The organism is Streptomyces sp. NPDC026246, from assembly GCF_055567995.1.
The window spans coordinates 77,048-98,730 of the sequence record NZ_JBVHPJ010000020.1 but is presented as its reverse complement, the minus strand read 5'-3'; the positions used below and the strand labels follow the sequence as shown (position 1 = coordinate 98,730).

General features: G+C 72.3%; 21 protein-coding genes. 9 read left to right on the top strand and 12 right to left on the bottom strand.

Features of this window, described 5'->3' with window-relative positions:
- Nucleotides 1–357: 357 nt before the first annotated feature.
- Nucleotides 358–999 (bottom strand): DNA-3-methyladenine glycosylase, encoded by a 642-nt coding sequence (locus ACZ4M5_RS33190; protein ID WP_467742526.1) that lies wholly within the window; start codon nucleotides 997–999, stop codon nucleotides 358–360.
- 145 nt (nucleotides 1,000–1,144) lie between these two features.
- On the opposite strand from ACZ4M5_RS33190, the gene ACZ4M5_RS33185 reads away from it, so the two are divergent.
- The 3 genes from ACZ4M5_RS33185 (at nucleotide 1,145) to ACZ4M5_RS33175 (ending at nucleotide 3,239) form a co-directional block, all read left to right on the top strand.
- Nucleotides 1,145–1,927: a sporulation protein gene (locus ACZ4M5_RS33185; protein WP_369197653.1), complete on the top strand. Its 783-nt coding sequence runs from the start codon at nucleotides 1,145–1,147 to the stop codon at nucleotides 1,925–1,927.
- Between the two features lie 53 nt (nucleotides 1,928–1,980).
- On the top strand, nucleotides 1,981–2,520 hold the full coding sequence (locus tag ACZ4M5_RS33180) for a YbhB/YbcL family Raf kinase inhibitor-like protein (RefSeq protein ID WP_467742523.1): 540 nt from the start codon (nucleotides 1,981–1,983) through the stop codon (nucleotides 2,518–2,520).
- 212 nt (nucleotides 2,521–2,732) lie between these two features.
- Entirely contained in the window at nucleotides 2,733–3,239 is a 507-nt protein-coding gene (locus tag ACZ4M5_RS33175; protein WP_398111721.1) for an HNH endonuclease, read from the top strand.
- 116 nt (nucleotides 3,240–3,355) lie between these two features.
- Here the strand turns inward: ACZ4M5_RS33175 and ACZ4M5_RS33170 are convergent, their stop codons facing one another.
- From ACZ4M5_RS33170 to ACZ4M5_RS33160, 3 genes are all read right to left on the bottom strand, one after another.
- Entirely contained in the window at nucleotides 3,356–4,324 is a 969-nt protein-coding gene (locus ACZ4M5_RS33170) for an SPFH domain-containing protein (protein WP_467742521.1), read from the bottom strand.
- Between the two features lie 125 nt (nucleotides 4,325–4,449).
- The gene (locus ACZ4M5_RS33165) at nucleotides 4,450–4,881 is read right to left on the bottom strand and encodes an NfeD family protein (protein WP_467742519.1); all 432 of its coding nucleotides are present in this window, start codon (nucleotides 4,879–4,881) and stop codon (nucleotides 4,450–4,452) included.
- Nucleotides 4,882–4,974: 93 nt separating this feature from the next.
- Nucleotides 4,975–5,772, bottom strand: a complete 798-nt coding sequence (locus ACZ4M5_RS33160) for an ABC transporter ATP-binding protein (RefSeq protein WP_398111718.1) — start codon at nucleotides 5,770–5,772, stop codon at nucleotides 4,975–4,977.
- A 161-nt stretch (nucleotides 5,773–5,933) separates the two neighbouring features.
- Here ACZ4M5_RS33160 and ACZ4M5_RS33155 point away from each other — a divergent pair, with 161 nt between their 5' ends.
- Nucleotides 5,934–6,719, top strand: a complete 786-nt coding sequence (locus tag ACZ4M5_RS33155) for a hypothetical protein (RefSeq protein WP_467742516.1) — start codon at nucleotides 5,934–5,936, stop codon at nucleotides 6,717–6,719.
- Between the two features lie 123 nt (nucleotides 6,720–6,842).
- On the opposite strand, the gene ACZ4M5_RS33150 is transcribed toward ACZ4M5_RS33155, so the two are convergent.
- The 3 genes from ACZ4M5_RS33150 to ACZ4M5_RS33140 form a co-directional block, all read right to left on the bottom strand.
- Nucleotides 6,843–7,085, bottom strand: a complete 243-nt coding sequence (locus ACZ4M5_RS33150) for a chaplin (protein ID WP_030852293.1) — start codon at nucleotides 7,083–7,085, stop codon at nucleotides 6,843–6,845.
- A gap of 157 nt (nucleotides 7,086–7,242) precedes the next feature.
- Nucleotides 7,243–7,884: a response regulator gene (locus tag ACZ4M5_RS33145; protein WP_376333241.1), complete on the bottom strand. Its 642-nt coding sequence runs from the start codon at nucleotides 7,882–7,884 to the stop codon at nucleotides 7,243–7,245.
- The gene (locus tag ACZ4M5_RS33140) at nucleotides 7,877–9,022 is read right to left on the bottom strand and encodes a GAF domain-containing sensor histidine kinase (protein WP_467742513.1); all 1,146 of its coding nucleotides are present in this window, start codon (nucleotides 9,020–9,022) and stop codon (nucleotides 7,877–7,879) included. The genes ACZ4M5_RS33145 and ACZ4M5_RS33140 overlap by 8 nt, the downstream gene beginning before the upstream one ends.
- A 337-nt stretch (nucleotides 9,023–9,359) precedes the next feature.
- Between ACZ4M5_RS33140 and ACZ4M5_RS33135 the strand changes: the two genes are divergently transcribed.
- The 3 genes from ACZ4M5_RS33135 (at nucleotide 9,360) to ACZ4M5_RS33125 (ending at nucleotide 12,237) form a co-directional block, all read left to right on the top strand.
- Nucleotides 9,360–10,058, top strand: a complete 699-nt coding sequence (locus ACZ4M5_RS33135; protein ID WP_467742511.1) for an SDR family NAD(P)-dependent oxidoreductase — start codon at nucleotides 9,360–9,362, stop codon at nucleotides 10,056–10,058.
- The gene (locus ACZ4M5_RS33130) at nucleotides 10,055–11,155 is read left to right on the top strand and encodes an S-adenosylmethionine:tRNA ribosyltransferase-isomerase (protein ID WP_467742509.1); all 1,101 of its coding nucleotides are present in this window, start codon (nucleotides 10,055–10,057) and stop codon (nucleotides 11,153–11,155) included. The genes ACZ4M5_RS33135 and ACZ4M5_RS33130 overlap by 4 nt, the downstream gene beginning before the upstream one ends.
- 365 nt (nucleotides 11,156–11,520) lie before the next feature.
- Nucleotides 11,521–12,237, top strand: coding sequence for a transglycosylase SLT domain-containing protein (locus tag ACZ4M5_RS33125; protein WP_467742508.1), 717 nt, complete (start codon nucleotides 11,521–11,523; stop codon nucleotides 12,235–12,237).
- A 94-nt stretch (nucleotides 12,238–12,331) separates the two neighbouring features.
- Here the strand turns inward: ACZ4M5_RS33125 and ACZ4M5_RS33120 are convergent, their stop codons facing one another.
- Nucleotides 12,332–14,881 carry an ABC transporter ATP-binding protein/permease gene (locus ACZ4M5_RS33120; protein ID WP_467742506.1) on the bottom strand — a complete coding sequence of 850 codons (2,550 nt, stop codon included), beginning with the start codon at nucleotides 14,879–14,881 and terminating at the stop codon, nucleotides 12,332–12,334.
- 242 nt (nucleotides 14,882–15,123) lie between these two features.
- On the opposite strand from ACZ4M5_RS33120, the gene ACZ4M5_RS33115 reads away from it, so the two are divergent.
- Together ACZ4M5_RS33115 and serB are read left to right on the top strand one after the other, a co-directional pair.
- Complete coding sequence (locus ACZ4M5_RS33115) at nucleotides 15,124–17,493, top strand: streptophobe family protein (RefSeq protein ID WP_467742505.1); 2,370 nt, start codon at nucleotides 15,124–15,126, stop codon at nucleotides 17,491–17,493.
- A 160-nt stretch (nucleotides 17,494–17,653) separates the two neighbouring features.
- Nucleotides 17,654–18,880, top strand: a complete 1,227-nt coding sequence (serB, locus tag ACZ4M5_RS33110) for a phosphoserine phosphatase SerB (protein WP_467742504.1) — start codon at nucleotides 17,654–17,656, stop codon at nucleotides 18,878–18,880.
- A gap of 212 nt (nucleotides 18,881–19,092) precedes the next feature.
- Here serB and ACZ4M5_RS33105 read toward each other — a convergent pair whose 3' ends face one another.
- The 4 genes from ACZ4M5_RS33105 to ACZ4M5_RS33090 all read right to left on the bottom strand — a co-directional run bounded on the left by ACZ4M5_RS33105 (nucleotide 19,093) and on the right by ACZ4M5_RS33090 (nucleotide 21,657).
- Complete coding sequence (locus tag ACZ4M5_RS33105; RefSeq protein WP_467742502.1) at nucleotides 19,093–19,611, bottom strand: SixA phosphatase family protein; 519 nt, start codon at nucleotides 19,609–19,611, stop codon at nucleotides 19,093–19,095.
- A 65-nt stretch (nucleotides 19,612–19,676) separates the two neighbouring features.
- Entirely contained in the window at nucleotides 19,677–19,883 is a 207-nt protein-coding gene (locus ACZ4M5_RS33100; protein WP_467742500.1) for a hypothetical protein, read from the bottom strand.
- Nucleotides 19,884–20,046: 163 nt separating this feature from the next.
- Nucleotides 20,047–20,163 (bottom strand): SGM_5486 family transporter-associated protein, encoded by a 117-nt coding sequence (locus ACZ4M5_RS33095; protein ID WP_097215821.1) that lies wholly within the window; start codon nucleotides 20,161–20,163, stop codon nucleotides 20,047–20,049.
- A 60-nt stretch (nucleotides 20,164–20,223) separates the two neighbouring features.
- Nucleotides 20,224–21,657 carry a CynX/NimT family MFS transporter gene (locus ACZ4M5_RS33090; protein ID WP_467742498.1) on the bottom strand — a complete coding sequence of 478 codons (1,434 nt, stop codon included), beginning with the start codon at nucleotides 21,655–21,657 and terminating at the stop codon, nucleotides 20,224–20,226.
- Between the last annotated feature and the right edge of the window lie 26 nt (nucleotides 21,658–21,683).

The window sequence follows — 21,683 nt, the reverse complement described above, 5'->3', positions numbered from 1 at the left end:
TCTCAAGGAACGGTCGCTTCCTTTGTACTCACCCTCTCGGGCTTTCCTCCGGGCGCTTCCCTTCGGTCTTGCGTTTCCGACTCTATCAGACCTTTTCGGGCCCGATTCCCTGTCGGCGGGATTTGCCGTCGGGCTCCGGGCTTTCGCCCGTCGGCCTTTCGACATTCACTACGTTAGCCGATTCCCTGTCCAACTCATAATCGAGTCTTTCGGCGTCGAATTCAGACATGCGGGCACGTCGAATTCGCCTCTGCTGAGGGGAGTCGCTGGGTAGTGGTTTGGCCGCCTCCGGCTGCGGGCGAACGCCCTGTCCGGCTCAAGCGGCTCGGACTACCTTACGCACCCCCGGAGGGCGAGTCAACTTCGGCGGCGCCTCGGGACATGGGCCCGGTACGGGCTCACTGTCGGATCGTCCGCGACCCAGAACCGCCAGGGGTGGACGGCCCCTTCACCGGAGACACCGGTGCGCGGCCCGTTGCGTACCTGGTCGGAGGGGACGGGGGTGCCGGTCAGTATGCGGAGCGGGGTGTCCTCGGCGGTGCAGGCGTCCGTGCCGTCGAGGGAGCGGTCCACGTCCAGGGCCGTCGCGAGGCGGGCGGGGCCTTTGGCCAGTTCCTTGTCGTTTCGGGCCGAGAGTCGACGGGTGCGGGTCAGTTCGGCGCCCTCGATGATCTCCCCGGCGCGCAGCAGGACCGCGCTGGACCTGCCCTCGGGGCCGCACACCAGGTTCATGCAGAACCACATGCCGTAGGTGAAGTAGACGTACACATGACCGGGCGGACCGAACATCACCGCGTTGCGGGCCGTGCGGCCGCGGTAGGCGTGGGAGCCCGGGTCGTTCTCACCGTCGTACGCCTCCACCTCCGTGAGGCGGAGGGCGATCGGGCCGTCCGGGGTGCTGCGGACCAGGATGCGGCCGAGGAGGTCGGGGGCGACCTCGAGGACGGGCCGGTCGAAGAACTCCCTGGGCAGGGGCGTACGGTCGGGGCTCGCGATCATGCCGTCCGAGGGTACTGGAGGCGGGGTGCGGCCACGGGGTGGCCGCCGGCACCGGCTCTTGCCAGGGTGGGGCATGGAACCGGCCGCGGCCGGAGTGCGTTTGTAGGGATCAAGGATCCACCCGTAGTGGGCGAGAGGGAGAGACATGGCGTTCAAGAAGCTGCTCGCGAGCCTGGGGGCCGGCGGGGCTTCGGTCGAGACGGTGCTGCACGAGGTCAACGTCGTCCCGGGCGGTGTCGTCCAGGGTGAGGTGCGTATCCAGGGCGGGTCCGTCAACCAGCAGATCGAGGGGCTCTCGGTCGGGCTGCAGGCCAAGGTCGAGGTGGAGAGCGGCGACCAGGAGTACAAGCAGGACATCGAGTTCACCAAGTCGCGGCTGGGCGGCGCGTTCGAGCTCCAGGCGAACGCGGTGCACGCGGTGCAGTTCGGGCTGGAGATCCCGTGGGAGACGCCGATCACGACGATCGACGGGCAGACGCTGCGGGGCATGAACATCGGTGTCACCACCGAGCTGGAGATCGCGCGGGCCGTGGACTCCGGTGACCTGGACCCGATCAACGTGCACCCGCTGCCGGCGCAGAAGGCGATCCTGGACGCCTTCATCCAGCTCGGCTTCCGCTTCAAGAACGCGGACATGGAGCGCGGTGTCATCCGGGGGACGCGGCAGAAGCTGCCGTTCTACCAGGAGATCGAGTTCTTCCCGCCGCAGCAGTACCGCGGGCTGAACCAGGTCGAGCTGAGCTTCGTGGCCGACCAGCACGCCATGGACGTGGTGCTCGAGATGGACAAGAAGCCGGGGCTGTTCAGTGAGGGCAGCGACACCTTCCGCTCCTTCCAGGTGGGTCTGAACGACTACCAGGGGACCGATTGGACGGCGTACCTCAACCAGTGGCTCTCCGAGGTGGGCAGCAAGCGCAACTGGTTCTAGGGCAGGTTCTAGTCTCGGAAGGGCATGCACCAACCGATCCAGGAGGTACCGAGGTGACCGAGCTCAAGCGGCGGCCGCTCCCCCACGACTTCCATCCGCCCGTGCCGTCGTTCACGGTGACGAGCGAGGACGTCCGTGAGGGCGCCACGCTCCAGGATGCTCAGGTCCAAGCGGCCGGCAACACCTCGCCGCAGCTGCGGTGGGAGGGCTTCCCGCCCGAGACCAAGAGCTTCGCCGTGACCTGTTACGACCCCGACGCCCCGACGGGCAGTGGGTTCTGGCACTGGGTGTTGTTCGACATCCCGGCGTCGGTGACCGAGCTGCCGGCGGGTGCGGGCGGCGGCACGTTCGACGGGCTCCCGGAGGGGGCCGTCCACGCCCGTAACGACTACGGGAGCAAGGACTTCGGCGGGGCCGCGCCGCCGCCCGGGGACGGGCCGCACCGGTACGTGTTCACGGTCTACGCCGTGGACCAGGAGAAGCTGGGTCCGGACGCGGACGCGTCACCGGCCGTGGTCGGCTTCAACCTGCGGTTCCACACGATCGGGCGGGCCCAGCTCGTCGGCGAGTACGAGGTGCCCGCCGAGGGCTGAGCCGCCTTCCGCGCCGTCCCGGCGTTCATACGACGTTTGCCCGCTCCTGGTATTGGAATTGATCAGGAGCGGGCATTTTCTTGTTGCCGGGGGTCGCGGGGGTCACCCCCCATGGGAGCAGCAGATATTGCGTTGTCCATCTCGGCGTGCCCGGCCAGAGTTGATCCCAGCCCGCCAGGGGGTGGGCCGGTGCACACGGGAGGTGGGCTGGTATGCGGGACACGCTGGTACTGAACGCGAGCTTCGAGCCGTTGTCGACGGTGACGCTGAACCGAGCCGTCGTTCTGGTGCTTCAGGACAAGGCCGTCGTCGAGCAGGCCCACCCCGAACTGCGGATGCGGGGAGCCGCGGTCGACATACCGGCGCCGCGGGTGATCCGGCTCTGCCAGTACGTACGGGTGCCGTTCCGAAGACGTGCTCCGTGGTCGCGGCGGGGTGTGCTGGTGCGGGACCGGCACAGGTGCGCGTACTGCGGGCGGCGGGCGACGACCGTGGACCATGTGGTGCCGCGTTCGCAGGGCGGGCAGGACAGCTGGCTGAACACGGTGGCCTCGTGCGCGGTGGACAACCACCGCAAGGCGAACCGGACTCCGGAGGAGGCGGGGATGCCGCTGCTGCGGCAGCCGTTCGAGCCGACGCCGGCGGATGCGATGCTCTTGGCTCTGACACAGGGGGACTTTGCCGCGCTGCCGGATTGGCTGACGCTGGACGCGGCGTGACCGGTCGCCGCGGGGCCTCGGTGGCTCGTCGGCCGTGGGTGGGGCGTGGCGGTTCGCGCAGTTCCCCGCGCCCCTGACAGGAAGGGGTCGCGGGGAACGTCGCGTGGCTGGTGCTGTCAGTCGATGTACGGCTTCTCGCGGCGTTCCTGGGCGGGGACGCCGCCGCCGGACCCGCCGCCGTTGCCGCCGGAGCCGCCCGAGCCGCCGCCGATATTGCCGAAGTTGCCCATGGCGCCGGACAGGCCCTTGAGGGCGTCGCCGATCTCGCTGGGGACGATCCAGAGCTTGTTGGCGTCTCCCTCGGCGATCTTCGGGAGCATCTGCAGGTACTGGTAGGACAGGAGCTTTTGGTCCGGGTCGCCGGCGTGGATGGCCTCGAAGACCGTGCGGACGGCTTGGGCCTCGCCCTCGGCGCGCAGGGCCGCTGCCTTGGCCTCGCCCTCGGCGCGCAGGATCTGGGACTGCTTCTCGCCCTCGGCGCGCAGGATCTCGGACTGGCGGACACCTTCCGCCTGGAGGATCGCGGCGCGCTTGTCGCGGTCGGCGCGCATCTGCTTCTCCATCGAGTCCTGGATGGAGGTGGGCGGTTCGATCGCCTTGAGTTCGACGCGGTTGACGCGGATGCCCCACTTGCCGGTGGCCTCGTCGAGGACGCCGCGCAGGGCGGCGTTGATCTCCTCGCGGGAGGTCAGGGTCCGCTCCAGGTCCATGCCGCCGATGATGTTGCGGAGTGTGGTGACGGTGAGCTGCTCGATCGCCTGGATGTAGCTGGCGACCTCGTAGGTCGCGGCGCGGGCGTCGGTCACCTGGTAGTAGATGACGGTGTCGATGTTGACGACCAGGTTGTCCTGGGTGATCACCGGCTGGGGCGGGAAGGGGACGACCTGTTCGCGCAGGTCGATGCGGTTGCGGATGGTGTCGATGAACGGGACGACGATGTTGAGGCCCGCGTTGAGTGTCCGCGTGTAGCGGCCGAAGCGCTCGACGATGGCCGCGCTGGCCTGCGGGATGACTTGGATCGTCTTGATCAGGGCGATGAAGACCAACACCACCAGAATGATCAGGACGATGATGACCGGTTCCATCGTCGTTCCCCGTGTCCCTTCTCCGCTTCGGCGCCTTCGGAAGATCCTTGGTTGATCTTGCTGGTCGAGTCTGACAGACCGTCGCCTACCTCGCGAGGAGTTCTCACCAGTTGCGTCGTGCGAGGTCACATGACGACGGCGGTGGCTCCCTCGATGTCCACGACGTCCACTTCCTGGCCCACTTCGTAGGCGCGGCCGGTGTCGAGGGCGCGGGCCGACCAGATCTCGCCGGCGAGCTTGATGCGGCCGCCGGAGGCGTCGACGCGTTCCAGGACAACGGCTTGCCGGCCCTTCAACCCGTCCACGCCGGAGGCGAATTGGGGCCGTTGGGCGCGGTGCCGGTTCGCGATGGGGCGTACGACGGCGATGCCCGCGGTCGAGACGACGGCGAAGACGACGACCTGGGCGACGGCTCCGCCGCCGAAGACGCCGGTGGTCACGGCGGCGGCGACGGCGCCCACCGCGAGCATGCCGAGTTCGGGCATCGCGGTGACCACGAGCGCGATCCCGAGCGCCGTCGCGCCGATGAGCCACCACAGCCATGCGTCGATGTCCACATGGTCATGGTAGGTCCGCGGACCCGGTCGCCGACAGGGCGCCCGTGGTGAATTCCCGTTCCCGCCCGGGGATTTGTGCGGTGCGGGGGCGGGTCAGGACAGCGGGAGGCCCTGGGCGGTCCAGCGTTCGCCCGACTGCTCGACGACGAGCGGGAGGCCGAAGCAGAGGGACAGGTTGCGGGAGGTGAGCTCCAGCTCCAGCGGGCCGGCGGCGAGGACCTTGCCCTGGCGGATCATGAGGACGTGCGTGAAGCCCGGGGGGATCTCCTCGACGTGGTGGGTCACCATGAGCATCGAGGGGGCGATCGGGTCGAGGGCGAGGCGGCCGAGGCGGCGGACGAGGTCCTCGCGGCCGCCGAGGTCGAGGCCGGCGGCGGGCTCGTCGAGCAGGAGCAGTTCGGGGTCGGTCATCAGGGCGCGCGCGATGAGGGTGCGCTTGCGCTCGCCCTCGGAGAGGGTGCCGAACCGGCGCTGCAGGTAGTCGCTCATGCCGAGCCGGTCGAGGAAGGCGCGGGCGCGCTGCTCGTCGACCTCCTCGTAGTCCTCGTTCCAGGTGGCGGTCATGCCGTAGGCGGCGGTGAGGACCGTCTGCAGGACCGTCTGGCGCTTGGGGAGCTTCTCGGTCATGGCGATGCCGGCCATGCCGATGCGGGGGCGCAGTTCGAAGACGTCGGTGCCGGGGCGGCCGAGGGTCTCGCCGAGGATGGTGGTGGTGCCCGCACTGGGGTAGAGGTAGGTGGAAGCGAGGTTCAGGAGGGTGGTCTTGCCGGCGCCGTTCGGGCCGAGGATGACCCAGCGCTCGCCCTCCTTGACCGACCAGGAGACCTGGTCCACCAGAGCCCGGCCCTCGCGGACCACGGATACGTCCTGAAGCTCCAGAACATCGCTCATGAGCGCGTTGTCTCCCCTTGCAGTGTGGCCGGTCTCGGCTGTCGCGTACGCCTGTGGCTCGGTCCGCCGCGCCGGTGGGCGCAGCCCTCCATGAAATCTACGCCACCGGCCGACCGGGGCATTCCCTCGGTCCGGTCCTTGGAGGGTCCTAGGGTGGAGGCATGCTTGCTGAACCACGTGCCGGGCGCCTCGCAGCTTGGGGAAACGCCCTTTTGGCCGGACTTGTCTCTCCGGATGACGCGGTGCTCGCCATCGTCGGCGAGGACGCGGTGCACCGGGTGGCCGGGCTGCCGGACGAGTCGGGCCAGGTCGGGCTGACGCTCGCGCTGGGGCGGCTGCGCCGGCTCGGGGCGACCGGGTTGCGGGTGGCGCTGCCGGCGCCGGGGCATCCGCTGGGTCTGAGCGGGCCGCCGGAGTTCAACGCGCGGGCGCTGGAGGCGGAGGAGGCGGTGGTCTGTCACGGGGCCGCGCTCGGGCTGGTGCCGGACGTGTACGAGGCCGGGCCCGAGCACGTGCGGGACGAGGTGGTGTGGCATGTGCTGCCGGTGCGGGAGGCGCCCCCGGCGGACGTGCCCTCGTTGGGCGAGGCGGAACGGGAGCTCGCGGAGGCCCTGCGGGAGGCGACCGAGGTGCTGACGCGGCTGGACGTGGCCGGGTCGGGGCCGGTGGCCGAGGCGGCCGTCGACGCGTACCGGGCCCGGGCCGAGCGCGGGCGGGAGGTGCTGGCGCCGGGTTATCCGCCGCGGGCGGTGCGGGTGCTGGAGCTGGCGCAGCGGGTGGGGGCGCTCATCGCCGTGGCGACCGAGAGCGGGCACGGGGGTGCGATGAGCTCGTCGGAGATCTCGGCGCGGCGGGAGGCGCTGCGGCCGGTGGAACGAACGGCCCGGCGGGCGCAGGTCGCGGCCTACAACTCCGTCGTGGAGGAGCGGGAGCGCGGGGTGCGGTGACGGGGGTTGGCCGGGCACCGGCCCGTGGCTGAGGAGCGCCGGGGCCCGCGGCCGTGCGGGCCGGCCTCCCGGGCGGGGCCGGGAGGCCGGTGTCACCTCCGGCTCGGAGACGGAGGCGGCGCGTCAGTGGTTGACGGCCAGGTTGCCGAAGGCCGGGTTCAGGATGCCCACGACGTTCACGCTGTTGCCGGAGACGTTGACCGGCACGTGCACCGGGGCCTGGACGACGTTGCCCGAGCCGACGCCCGGGGAGCCCACGGCCTGGCCGTCGGCGTGCGCGCTGGTGGCGGAGGCCATGCCCGCGCCGGCGGCCAGCAGGCCACCCGTCACCATCGTCACGGCCGCTGCCTTCTTCAGGTTCTTCACTTCTGAGCCCTCCTAGCGATTGCCGCGGCAGGCGCCGCAGCACGCACTGGAGAACGGTGAAGATCCCCCGAGGATGCGCCATATGGGGGACGTTCCCACGACAGTATGAATCTCAGTCCGGAACGCAACCTTCCGCGATGCCGTGAGAGGGGGTGTGTCAGCCCGCCACACCATGGCGGACGGCCCACAGCGCCGCCTGCGTCCGGTCGGCCAGGTCGAGCTTCATCAGGATGTTCGAGACGTGGGTCTTGACGGTCTTCTCGGACAGGACGAGGGCGCGGGCGATCTCGCGGTTGGAGCGGCCGTCCGCTATCAGCCCGAGCACCTCGCGCTCCCGCTCGGTGAGGGAACCGGCCCGGCCCGGGCCTGAGTTGGCCTCCTCCTGGGAGAGCAGGGCACCGGCCACCTCCGGCTGGAGGAGGATGTGCCCGGCGTGGACGGAGCGGATGGCCCCGGCGAGCGCGTCGGGGTCGACGTCCTTGTAGACGTACCCGGCGGCGCCCGCGCGCAGGGCCGGGACGACCGTGCGCTGCTCGGTGAAACTGGTGACGACGAGCACGCGCGCGGGGTTGTCGAGCTCGCGGAGTCTGCGCAGCGCGTCGACCCCGTCCATGCCCGGCATCTTGACGTCCATGAGGATGACGTCGGGGCGCAACTCCTCGGCGCGGTCCACCCCTTCGGCGCCGTCCGCGGCCTCGCCGACGACCTCGATGTCGTCCTGCACTTCGAGGAAGGTGCGCAGGCCCCGGCGGACCACCTGGTGGTCGTCGACGAGCAGCACCCTGATTGCGTCAGCCACCGGGGACCTCCATCTCGATCGTGGTGCCCTTGCCGGGCGCCGATTCCACGGTGAGCGTGCCGCCGGCGCCGCCGGCCCGGTCCCGCATCGAGACCAGACCGAGGTGACGTCCGGCGCGGCGCACCGCGCTCGGGTCGAATCCGCCGCCGTCGTCGGTGACCCGCAGCACCGCTCCCCCGCCGCGCCGTTCCAGCACGACGTCGACGTGCTCGGCGCCGGAGTGGCGCAGGGCGTTGTGCAGCGCTTCCTGGGCGACCCGGAGCACGGCCTCCTCCTGGGAGGCGGGCAGGGCCTTCACACCGTGGGCGGTGAAGGTGACGCGGGCGGTGTGGGCGCGGTCGAGGACCTGTATCTGGGTGCGCAGGGTGGCGACCAGGCCGTCCTCGTCGAGTGCGGCCGGACGCAACTCGACCACGGCCGCACGCAGTTCGTCCGCCGCCTCGGCGGCCAGCACCGCCACCTGCTGGAGCTCGCCCTTGGCGCGGGAGGGGTCCCGGTCCACCAGACGGGCCGCGGCCTGGGCGGTCAGGCGCAGGGAGAACAGCTTCTGGCTGACCGCGTCGTGCAGTTCGTGGGCGAGGCGGGAGCGCTCCTCGGCGATCGTGAGCTCGCGGCTGCGTTCGTACAGGCGGGCGTTGGTCAGGGCGATCGCGGCGTGCTGGGCGAGGATGCCGAGCAGTTCCTCGTCGTCCTGGGTGAAGCCGCAACCGCCGTCGGGCTTGGCGCAGTTCTTGTTGGCGAGGAACAGGGCGCCGATGACCTCGTCCCCGTCGCGGATCGGCAGGCCCAGGAAGTCGACCAGGTCCGGGTGGGCCTTGGGCCAGCCCTCGAAGCGGGGGTCCTTGCGGACGTCGGCCAGGCGCTCGGACCTCGCCTCGTGCAGCATCGCGGCGAGGATGCCGTGCTGGCGCGGCAGGGGGCCGATGGCCTTCCACTGCTCCTCGCTGACGCCGTCGACGACGAACTGGGCGAAGCCGCCGTGGTCGTCCGGCACGCCGAGTGCGGCGTACTGCGCGTCGAGCAGTTCGCGGGCCGAGGCGACGATCGTCTTGAGGACGTCGCGCACCTCCAGGTGCCTGCTCATGGCCAGGAGCGCGGAGCTCACCGCGGCGAGGCCGGACCGGGGACCGTGACTCATGTCCTCACCGTACCGGCGTGCCGTGGCAGCGCGGATCGGGCCGGTGGCGGCCGGGTCCGGGCCGCTGGGCCTAGGTCGCGGGACCGAGGCCGCGAGGGCGGGGCGTGGATCCGGGGCCCGGGCCCGCGGTGGCGGGGCGTAGGCCCGGGCGGCCGGCCGTGCGCCGAGGGGGAACGGTGCGGCGGCCCGGGTCCGGCGGACCGTGGGCTCGCGGTCTACGGCCAAGGGACCCGGTGGCTTGCGGCTTGCGGCGGAGGCGGTCCGGACGGCTGCGTTCCTACGTTGAGGGCACGTCGATCGGCTTCGGTCGACTGCGATCAGGACGAGGGAGCGGATCATGCCGGTGGCGATCATCACGGGTGCCTCGAAGGGGCTGGGCCGGGCGCTGGCGCGGGCCCTGGCCGGACAGGGCTGGGACCTGGTGCTCGACGCCCGGGGCGCCGAGGCGCTGGCGGAGGCGGCGCGGGCCGTCTCCGTGCACGGCACGCGGGTGACGGCCCTGCCCGGGGATGTGACCGACCCCGGGCACCGGGCCGGGCTGGTGGCGGCGGCGTGGCGGCTGGGCGGGGTCGACCTGCTGGTGCACAACGCCAGCGCGCTGGGCGCGGAGCCTCTGGTGCGGCTGGAGGAGCTGCCGCTGGAGGGGCTGCGGCGGGCCCTGGAGGTGAACCTGGTCGCGGGGCTGGGTCTCGTGCAGGAGGCGCTGCCGCTGCTGCGGGCCTCGGGGGCGGGTGCCGTGGTGGCGGTCACCTCGGACGCGGCGGCCGAGGCGTACGAGACGTGGGGCGGTTACGGGGCGTCCAAGGCGGCGCTGGACCACTTGGCGGCCGTCCTCGCCGTGGAGGAGCCGCAGCTGCGGGTCTGGGCGGTCGATCCCGGTGACATGGCCACCGACCTGTACGCGGCGGCCGTACCGGACGACCCGGATCCGCGGCCGGAGCCGGCCCGGGTGGTGCCGGGGTTCCTGCGGCTGCTGGACGAGCGGCCGGCCAGTGGGCGGTACGCGGCCGCGGCCCTGGCGGAGGGGGTCCGATGACGCTCGCGGTACGGGTGCCGGAGGAGCTGTCGGCCCGGGTGCCGGTGGAGCAGCGGGCGCCCGGGCTGGACCGGGACGGCGTGCGGATGCTGGTGTCCCGGGGGACCGAGGTGGCGCACCACACGTTCCGGGAGCTGCCCGGTCTGCTGCGCGCCGGGGACGTGCTGGTGGTCAACACCTCGCCGACGCTGGCGGCGGCGGTCGACGGGCGGATCGGGCACGCACGCGTGGTGGTGCACTTCTCCACCCGCGGCGACGACGGCCGCTGGGCGGTGGAGCTGCGGGAACCGGACGGGCGCGGCACCACGCGCGCGCGTGCGGGGGCGCCCGCGGGTGGTGAGGTGGGGCTGCCGGGCGGGATGCGGCTGGTGCTGGAGGAACCGCTGAGCGGTCGGAGCGGACGACTGTGGTGGGCGGCGGTGGTGAGCGGGCGAGGGCACGGCGCCGGGGAGGGCGGGAAGCTTCCGGGCGGCGGGGAGGGGCCGGACCCGGTGCCGGGGCTGCTGCGTGCGTACGGGCGGCCCATCCGGTACTCCTACACCGAGCGGGACCAGCCGCTGTCCGTCTACCAGACGGTGTTCGCGCTGCCCCGCCCGGACGGGTCGGGCAGTGCGGAGATGCCGAGTGCGGCGCGGCCCTTCACCGCCCGGGTCGTGGCGGAGCTGGTGAGCCGGGAGGTGCAGTTCGCGCCGATCACCCTGCACACGGGGGTGGCCTCGGCCGAGGTCCACGAACCGCCCTATCCGGAGCGCTTCGCCGTTCCGGGGACCTCGGCACGGCTGATCAACGCGGCCGGGGCCGCGGGGGGCAGGGTCGTGGCGGTCGGGACGACGGCGGTGCGGGCCGTGGAGTCGGCGGTGGGCGCCGACGGGTCCGTACGCGCGCGTGCGGGGTGGACGGATCTCGTCGTCACGCCGGAGCGCGGGGTGCGCGTGGTGGACGGGCTGCTGACCGGGCTGCACGAGCCGGAGGCGTCGCACCTGCTGATGCTGCGGGCGCTCGCGGGCCGCACGGCGGTCGAGCGGGGGTACGCGGCCGCACTACGGGGCCGGTACCTGTGGCACGAGTTCGGCGACGTGCATCTGCTGCTGCCGTGACCGGGCCCGGACGGTCTCCTGACGGTTCCTCACACTGAGCATCGCTCGTGCAACGGGCGGTGAGAACGGGGGGCGCCCCATGTGAGCCCGCGCATAGGGCGCACGTCACGTACGAAAGGGCGTAGGAGACAAAGCCGCCCCTTTTGAGCGGCCCAGACAGTCCTTTCTGACCCGGTTTACCCCTCCCTGATCCACTATCTTCTTTCGTACGTCACACCTTTGCCACGCCATTTTGCGGCCGCTAAGAATTGCAGACGTCGCTCAGCGCCGTGGGTTCTTCCCCCGCGGCGTTCGTGTCGGAAACACACCGAGTCCAACGCCGGACGCCGAGCGACTCCCGCGCTATTCGAAGAGGTCCACTCAGCATGCCCAAGAACATCTTCAGCCGTGTTCAGAGTCGTAGCCTGACCCGTCACCACAAGATCGCCATGGCCGGTGTCGCCACCCTGGGTGCCGCCGCCATCGGGTTCTCCGCGGTGCCGAGCGGTGCCTCGACGAAGACCACGACCGAGGCCGCTCAGCCGGCTGCCGTGGCGTACAGCACCGAGCAGATCAAGGACGTCAAGGCGAGCGTCACCGACCAGATGGCCGGTGCCAGCCTGAAGGCGGAGCAGATAGCGGCCAAGCAGAAGGCCGAGGCCGCCGCCGCGGCCAAGAAGAAGGCGGCCGCCGAGGCCGCCAAGAAGAAGGCCGAGGCCGCGCGCAAGGCCAAGGAGGCCGCGAGCCGCGACGCCAAGCGCGCCCCGGTCAAGAAGAGCTACCCGAACAACCTCGACGGCTGGATCCGCGAGTCGCTCGACATCCTGAAGAAGCACGACATCCCGGCGTCGTACGACGGCATCCACCGCAACATCATGCGTGAGTCCTCGGGTAACCCGAAGGCGATCAACAACTGGGACATCAACGCGATCAACGGCATCCCGTCGAAGGGCCTGCTGCAGGTCATCCCGCCGACCTTCTCGCACTGGCACGTCCCCGGCACCTCCTGGGACATCTACGACCCGGTAGCCAACATCACCGCCGCCTGCCACTACGCGGCCGACAAGTACGGCTCGATGGACAACGTCGACAGCGCGTACTGAGGCCGGCGCGGGACCTCATCGCTTCGCTGACAGTACGCCGAAGGGCGGCACCCTCCTGACGGGGTGCCGCCCTTCGGGCGCCGCGAAGCGGTGACTACTTGCGCATGACCTCGGGTTCGTGGCGGCGCAGGAAGCGGGCCACGAAGAAGCCGCAGATCACGCCGAGCACCAGCAGCGCGCCCATGTCCATGGCCCAGGCCCCGGCCGTGTGCTCCCACAGCGGGTCGGTGTCGCCGGCCGTCTCGGGCGGGCTGATCTTGTTGAAGTCCAGCGTGGCGCCGGAGGCGGCGACCGCCCAACGGGACGGCATCAGGAACGAGAACTGGTTGACGCCGACCGAGCCGTGCAGCGTGAACAGGCACCCCGTGAACACGACCTGGATGATCGCGAACATCACCAGCAGCGGCATGGTCTTCTCGGCGGTCTTCACCAGCGACGAGATGATCAGGCCGAACATCATGGACGTGAAGCCCAGCGCCATGATCGGCACCGACAGCTCCAGCAGCGTGGCACTGCCGAAGATCAGGCCCTCCTCGGGGATCTCCCGGCTGGAGAAGCCGATGACACCGACGAGCAGGCCCTGCAGCACGGTGATCATGCCGAGCACGAACACCTTCGACATCAGGTACGCCGAGCGGGACAGGCCGGTGGCGCGCTCCCGCTCGTAGATGACCCGTTCCTTGATCAGCTCGCGGACCGAGTTCGCCGCGCCCGCGAAGCAGGCACCCACCGCGAGGATCAGCAGGACCGTGGTCGCCGTGCCGTTCGGGATGATCCGTCCGGTCTGCGGGTTGGCGGGATTGGGCAGCAGGCCCTTGTCCGCGTCGATGAGCAGGCTCACGGCGCCGAGCACGGCCGGCAGGATCACCATCAGCGCCAGGAAGCCCTTGTCGGACACGATCACCGACACGTAGCGCCGGACCAGCGTGACGAACTGCGACATCCAGCCCTGCGGCTTCGGCGGCTTCATCGCCTGCATCTGCGGGACCTGTACGGACTGCGGCGCGACGGCGTCGATGTCCGCGGCGTACATCTGGTAGTGCTGCGAGCCCTTCCAGCGGCCCGCCCAGTCGTAGTCACGGTAGTTCTCGAAGGCGGAGAAGACGTCGGCCCAGGTGTCGTAGCCGAAGAAGTTCAGCGCCTCCTCCGGCGGGCCGAAGTAGGCGACCGAGCCGCCCGGCGCCATCACCAGCAGCTTGTCGCAGATCGCCAGCTCGGCCACCGAGTGGGTGACCACGAGGACCGTGCGGCCGTCGTCGGCGAGGCCGCGCAGCAGCTGCATGACATCGCGGTCCATGCCCGGGTCGAGGCCGGAGGTCGGCTCGTCCAGGAAGATCAGCGACGGCTTGGTCAGCAGCTCCAGCGCGACCGAGACCCGCTTGCGCTGGCCGCCGGACAGGGACGTGACCTTCTTGTCCTTGTGGATGTCGAGCTTGAGCTCGCGCAGCACCTCGTCGATGCGGGCCTCGCGCTCGGCCGCCGTGGTGTCGGCGGGGAAGCGCAGCTTGGCCGCGTACTTGAGGGCCTTCTTGACGGTCAGCTCCTTATGCAGGATGTCGTCCTGCGGGACCAGACCGATGCGCTGGCGCAGCTCGGCGAACTGCTTGTAGAGGTTGCGGTTGTCGTACAGCACCTCGCCCTGGTTGGCGGGGCGGTAGCCCGTGAGCGCCTTGAGCAGGGTCGACTTGCCGGAGCCGGACGGGCCGATGACCGCGATCAGCGACTTCTCCGGGACGCCGAACGAGACGTCCTTGAGGATCTGCTTGCCGCCGTCGACCGTGACGGTCAGGTGGCGCGCGGAGAAGGACACCTCACCGGTGTCGACGAACTCCTCGAGCCGGTCGCCGACGATCCGGAACGTCGAGTGGCCGACGCCGACGACGTCGGTCGGGCCGAGCAGCTGCGAGCCGCCCTTGGCGATCGGCAGACCGTTGACGTACGTGCCGTTGTGGGAGCCGAGGTCGCGGATCTCCATGCGGCCGTCGGGCGTGGCGTGGAACTCGGCGTGGTGCCGGGAGACCTGCAGGTCCGAGACGACCAGCTCGTTCTCCAGGGCACGGCCGATGCGCATCACGCGGCCGAGGGAGAACTGGTGGAACGTGGTCGGGCTGCGGTCGCCGTGGACCGGCGGCGCCCCCGCGACACCGCCGGCGCCCTGCTGCTGCGGGATGTGCGCGGCGCCCTGCTGCGGCTGCTGCCAGCCGGCCTGCGGGGCGTTCTGCTGGTGCGGCGCGGCCTGCTGGTGGTGCGGCGGCTGCTGGGCGGGGGCCTGCTGCGCCCAGCCCGGGCCCGCGCCCTGGGCGGCGTACGGCTGCTGGTGGGGCTGGGCCTGCGGCGTGGCGACGGAGGCCGCGGCGCCGGAGAGGTTCAGGCGCGGGCCGTCGGTCGCGTTGCCCAGGTTGACCGCCGAACCGGGGCCCAGCTCCACCTGGTGGATGCGCTGCCCCTGCACGAACGTGCCGTTGGTGCTGCCGTGGTCCTCGATGACCCAACTGCGGCCGTTGAAGCTGACCGTGGCGTGACGCCAGGAGACCCTGGCGTCGTCGAAGACGACGTCCCCCTGCGGATCGCGTCCGAGGGTGTATGCCCTGGACGGATCGAGCGTCCAGGTACGTCCGTTTGATTCCAGTACGAGTTCCGGCACTCCATGCCCCACTGAGTTGTCCCCCGAGTTATCCCCCGACATGGGGAGTCTAGGGATGTCGAACATCGGGGGGAACTATTTCAGGAGCGGCCCCCTGACCGAAAGTCGGGCCTTGGGAAGACCGAAGTGCGGACGCTGCGCCGATTCCGTTGACGGGGTTGAAATCCGGCCGGAGAGTGGTATTTCGACGCGAGGGGGACATGCGCGGTGTTCCCCTCGCGGCGCGGATCGGGGGGTCTGCCATGGCTGCTGCCGCAGGGGCGGGGACGGAGTGGGGCCACGCGCGCGTGCCGTGGGGCGACGTGCTGGTGTCCGCCCTGGCCGCCGTCAGCTGGGCGTTGATCGGGATGGCGGGGACGGCGGCGCTGGGCCTGCGGCTGCTGGAGGCGGACGCGGTGGGGTCGTTGGGACCGATGACCGCCGCGGTGGTGGCGCTGGCGGCGGGCGGATCGGTCACACCGTCCGGTGACGTGTCGGCGTTCGGTCTGTCGGGCGCGGAGGCGGACACGGCCCTCCGGATCACGCCACTGGGGGTGAGCCTGGTCGGGGCGGTGCTGCTGTCGTGGTTCTTCCTACGGTCCTTGCGTGCGGCGGGAGTTGAGATCTCCGTGGGTGAACTCGCCGCCCGGGCGGGCGCGGTGGCCGTGCTGTTCGTGGCGATGCTGGGCGGGCTTGCCTGGGCGGGACACGATGTCGTCACGATCGACGGAGGGTCGCTGGGCCTGGCCGACCTGTCCGGCGGCGACACGGGCCTTTCCGTCCCGGGGCTGGGCGACGTCGGAGGGCTGCTGCCGGACCGGCTCGGCGCCCTGGTCGACGCGCGGGCCTCCGTCGGCTTCACGGTCGACACCGCGCCGACGCTGCTCGGCGGGCTTCTGTGGGTGGTGGGAGTCCTGGCCGTCGCCCTGCTCGCCTCCCGCCGTACGCCGCTGCCGCCGGGCTGGGAGGGCCTGCACCGGGTGGTGCGGCCGGCCGTGTCCGCGCTGGTGACCGCGCTGCTGGTGGCCGTTGCGGCGGGTCTGGCCGCGGCGGCGTACGCGGCGGCCGGCGACGACCGTCCCGGGCGCATCGCGGGAGCGGCGCTGCTCGGGGCGCCGAACGGGGTGTGGCTGGGCGTTCCGGTGGGCCTGTTCGTGCCCTGGGACGGCCGCGCGACGGGCGAGCTGACCCGCTTCCTCCCGCACCCGCTGGACGACCTGCTCGGCTCGGGGCCGGACCGCCCGGTGACGCTGGGGCGCCTGGCCGAACTGGACGGCCGGGTATGGCTGCTGGGCGTGGGGGCGGCGCTGCTGATGCTGCTGGCGGGGGTCCTGACGGGGACACGGACGCCGGTGGCCGTCCGGTCCACTGACGTGGGGTTCTCCGGTAGGGACGTCTCCGGTGCGGGCGCGCGGCGGAACCCGGGGGCTCTCGGGTTCGTGGGCCGGTGCGCGGTGCGACTGGGGGGCGTGACGGCCCTGGGGTTGCCGCTGCTGGTCCGGCTGACGAACGTGTCCGTGACGGCCTCCCTGTCCGTGCTCGGTTTCGACGCCTTCGGGGCCGGTCTGACTCTGCACGGGCACCTCGGCACGGCCGTACTGCTGGGCGCGCTGTGGGGAGCCGGGGCAGGAGCGACCGGGGCCGGGCTCGCGTGGGTGTGCGGGTCGGCAGGCCGCTGGACATCGGGACCGGCCCGGGGGGAAGGGCCGGGCGGGGGTGCGGCGCAGCAGTCGTGGGATGCGGGGACACGGCAGTCACGGCGGGGTGGCGGTGCGCGGGGGTCAGGGCATGCGGACAGCGGAGGCGCGACGGTGCCGGGGCGCAGCGCCGCGCCCCGGCGGACGGGCCCGGGCGGCACACCGGGCGCGCCCGGTCCGGACGAGGAGACACCGCAGGTGAGGCAGCACGGCGGCCCGGGCGGGCCAGCCGGGCCGGAGCGGGGCGCGCCCCTCTGGCCCGGCGGATCCCCCGCCCCGCCTCCCGGCACACCGGGCACACCCTGGCCGGACGGCCCGGGCGTCTCGGGCGGACCCGCCGGACCGGGGCAGGACGCGGCCCCCTGGCCGGGCGGGCCCCCCGCCCCGCCACGCAGCACACCGGGCACACCCCGGCCCAGCGAACCCGGGCCCTACGCGCCCGGTGCGCCGTACCGTCCGCCGAACCCGGCTACCAACCCCTACCTCCGCGTCCCCGGCGAGCTCCACGACCCGGAGGACGCCCGTCCCGGCGATTGGGGACGGCCGGAGGACGCCCGTCCAGGGCAGCCACGCCGGCCGACGTCCGCTGCCCCCGGGCAACCAGCCCCACGGCAGGACCCACCCCCCGGCCAGCCATCCCGACCGGAGGACGCACCGCCCCTCCCACCTCACCCACCGGCAAGCGCGCCCCTCGGGGACGACCGCACCCCTGCCGATCACGACCCTGCCGCACACGGCGACCCCTCCGCGCCGGACGGCGACGGCATCCACGGCGCCCCCACCGTCGTCCGGCCCATGGGTCCGCCGCCCCGCGGCCCCCGCCGATCGCCCGGGTCCCGCAACGGCGAAGGATCACCCACCCGGCCCGACGACGGCCCACCACCCCCACCGCCTCCTCCCCCGCCCCCGCGCGGCCCGCGCGGCGGCGGGAGGTGAGGGCGCCCCGCACCACCGCCACGCCGCCGTCCCTCACCCGCCACCCCACCGGGGCGAGGCCCGCAACGTTCGCGCCACCGGAGCGACACCCACTGTTCGCTGTCCGCCAGACGGACCACAGGGGCGGGGGCCACGGCCCGCCGGATACGGTGGAACCACCATGAGCGCTTCGCAGACCTCGTCTTCCGACGTCCCTGCCGACGTCCCCACTCTCCTCGTGAAGATCTTCGGCAAGGACAGGCCGGGCATCACCGCCGGGCTCTTCGACACCCTGGCCGCCTACTCCCTCGACGTCGTCGACATCGAGCAGGTCGTCACCCGTGGCCGAATGGTGCTGTGCGCACTCGTGACCGAGCCGCCCCCCGGCCTGGAGGGCGACCTGCGGGCGACCGTGCACAGCTGGGCCGAGTCGATGAAGATGCAGGCGGAGATCATCTCCGGCCTCGGCGACAACCGGCCGCGCGGCTCCGGCCGCTCCCTGGTCACCGTGCTCGGGCACCCGCTCACCGCCGAGGCGACGGCGGCGATCACCGCGCGGATCACCCGGACCGGCGCCAACATCGACCGCATCTTCCGCCTCGCCAAGTACCCCGTGACCGCGGTCGAGTTCGCCGTCTCCGGCGTGGAGACCGAGCCGCTGCGCACCGCCCTGGTGACCGACGCCGCCCGGCTCGGCGTCGACGTGGCGGTCGTCGGCGCCGGGTTGTACCGCCGGGCCCAGCGGCTGGTCGTCATGGACGTCGACTCCACCCTCATCCAGGACGAGGTCATCGAGCTGTTCGCCGCCCACGCGGGCTGCGAGGACAAGGTCGCCGAGGTGACGGCCGCGGCGATGCGCGGGGAGCTGGACTTCGAGCAGTCCCTGCACGCACGCGTGGCCCTGCTGGAGGGACTGGACGCCTCCGTGGTCGACAAGGTGCGCAGCGAGGTGCGGCTGACGCCGGGCGCCCGCACCCTGATCCGCACGCTGAAGCGCCTGGGCTACCAGGTCGGTGTGGTCTCGGGAGGCTTCACGCAGGTCACGGACGATCTGAAGGAGCGGCTCGGGCTGGACTTCGCCCAGGCCAACACCCTGGAGATCGTCGACGGGAAGCTCACCGGCAGGGTGACGGGCGAGATCGTCGACCGCGCGGGCAAGGCGCGGCTGCTGCGCCGGTTCGCCGCGGAGGCGGGTGTGCCGCTGTCGCAGACGGTGGCGATCGGTGACGGCGCGAACGACCTCGACATGCTGAACGCGGCCGGGCTCGGCGTCGCCTTCAACGCCAAGCCGGTGGTGCGCGAGGCCGCGCACGCCGCGGTGAACGTCCCGTTCCTCGACACCGTCCTGTACCTGCTCGGCATCACCCGGGAAGAGGTCGAGGCAGCGGACACCCACGAAACGGTCTGACCCCGGACGGCCAGGGGCCCGGCACCACACCGGTGCTGGGCCCCTGGCGTTGCGCGTACGGGCATACGCGCATACGCGTCGCGCGCCCAGCCGGTCGCACGGCGGTCCGTCGGGGCAGGGTCTCTCCCCCGGGTCAGGGTCCCTCCCTCGGGTCAGGTCCCCCGCCCGTACCCCCGCCCACCCGAGCGGAAGCGCTCACGCGCGCGTGGGCGTCACTCCGCCGGCGCCCAGTAGTCGCCCAGCGTGCCGACGCCCGGCTCCAGGCTCTTCCAGGGTCCGCCGAACGACAGGACGGCGAAGGCAGCGGCCGGGAAGCCGCGGCGGGTCATCCGCTCACGGGCGTCCCCCTCGGCCGTGCCCGCCAGCACTTCGGCCAGGCCCTGGATGCCGGGGTTGTGGCCGACCATGAGGAGGGTGCGGATGTCGTCGGGCGTCTCGTTGAGCACGGCGATCAGCTCACCCGGCGAGGCCTCGTAGATCCGCTCCTCGTAGACGGTCTTCGGCCGCTGCGGGAACTCCTGGACGGCGAGCTTCCAGGTCTCCCGGGTCCGGACCGCGGTGGAGCACAGGGCCAGGTCGAAGGAGAGGCCGGTGTCGACGAGCCTGCGCCCGGCCTCCGCCGCGTCCATACGGCCCCGGTCGGCGAGTGGACGCTCGTGATCCGTCACTTGCGGCCAGTCGGCTTTCGCATGGCGGAAGAGGACAATCCTGCGGGGTTCTGCGACGCTCATGAGATCCAGCTTCGCACGAAACACGCCACGGGGCGCAGGGAGTTGACCACGGGCTTCGGCCGTGCTCAGCGGGACATCAGCCGCTCCACGCGCTCGAAGAGCTGGCTCATCGCGGGGTCGCCGGCCGCCGCGTGGGCGTCGGACGGGTTCAGGATGAGGGCGAGCAGGGCGGTGAAGGCCAGCACGGGCAGGGCGAGGGCCCACCAGGGCAGGCGGCTGTCGGCGGCGGCCCGGGACGCCGGGTGGGGCGGGGTGTGTGTGGGGGCCGACATGGGTGCCTCCGCTCTCCGAGTGGTCGGTGACCGTCGCCGGGTCACCTCTCGAAGCTACGGAACGGGCGGCGGCCGGCCCATCCGGTGATCCACCCACTTGACCCTGACCCTTACCCCCTAGGGGACAGGGGGGCTGGCCCCACCACGGGCCGGGCGGGGCCGGTCAGGGCGAGGCGATGGTCGCGATCACGGCGATGACGATGAAGATCGCGAAGAAGGCGCCGAAGACGAGCAGCATCTTCTTCTGACCGTGTTGGGGGTTCGGGTCGAGCACTGGCATGGGGCAAGTCTCGCACCCGCGCAGGACCCCGGACGCCCCGGGGCCTCCCGAGCCGGCGTGTCAGGCGGCGGCCTCGTCCTCCACGGTGCGATTGCGGCCCGCCAGGACGCCGACCGCCATCTGCGGGATCATCAGGGCGCTCATCAGGGCGATGGGCAGCCCCCAGCCGCCGCTGTGCTGGTAGAGGACGCCCACCAGGAGCGGCCCGGGGATGGAGATGAGGTACCCGGTGCTCTGGGCGAAGGCCGACAGCTGGGCGACGCCCTGGCCGGTGCGGGCGCGCATGCCGACCATGGTGAGGGCGAGCGGGAAGGCGCAGTTGGCGATGCCGAGCAGCAGCGCCCAGGCCCAGGCACCGGCGGCGGGCGCGAGGTAGAGGCCGGCGTATCCGGCGAGGCCGCAGATGCCGAGGGCGATCACGATGGGGCCCTGGTGGGGCAGCCGGGTGGCCAGCCGGGGGATGACGAAGGCCAGCGGGACGCCCATCACCATGGTGACCGCCAGGAGGAGTCCCGCGGTGCCCGCGGGAACGCCGGCGTCCCGGAAGATCTGCGCCATCCAGCCCATGGTGATGTAGGCGGCGGTGGCCTGGAGGCCGAAGAAGACGGCGAGGGCCCAGGCGGTACGGCTGCGGGTGATCCGCAGCCGGGGGGCCTCGGGCGCGGGGCCCGTCCCGGCGGCGCCGGGCTCGTGCGCGGCGGCCCGGCCGCCACGGGCGGGCCCGCCCCTCCGGGCCGACCCGCTCCCCTGGGCCACCCCGTCCTGCGCGCCGGGCGGCGTCACGCGCCCCCGGACGAACGGCAGCCACGGCAGCACGGCCGCCACGGCGAGCGACGCCCACAGGGCCAGACCGGACTGCCAGCTGCCGCCGAGCGCGTCGGTCAGGGGGACGGTCACGGCGGCGGCGAGGGCGGTGCCCAGGGCGAGCGCCATCGAGTAGAGGCCGGTCATGGACCCGACGCGGTCGGGGAACCAGTGCTTGACGATGACCGGCATCAGGACGTTGCTGACGGCGATGCCCATGAGGGCGAGGGCGCTGGCGGCGAGGAAGCCGGCCGTGCCGCCCGCGTACGGCCGGACCAGCAGGCCGGTGGCGATGGCCACCATGCCGGCGCAGACCACGGCTCCCGCTCCGAAGCGGCGGGCGAGCCGCGGGGCCATGACGCCGAAGACGGCGAAGCACAGCGGCGGCACGGAGGTCAGCAGCCCGGCCACGCTGCCGCTCATGCCGAGGCCGTCGCGGACCTCCTCCAGGAGGGCTCCGAGGCTGGTGATGGCGGGCCGGAGGTTCAGCGCGGACAGCACGATGCCGAGGACCAGGACGCGCATCGTCCACGCGCGCGGGGAGGCGCCGCCCCGCTCCCGGGCGTCCCGCTCCCGGGCGTCCTGCGCGGCGTGGGCGCCGGGCGGGGCCGGTGTGCCCGCCGGGGCGGAGCCGCTCGCGGTCGGGGGCGTCATCGTCCGGGTTTCCTCGCTAGCCATGACGCCCATCATAGAATCATGGGATGATTGACTGTCCA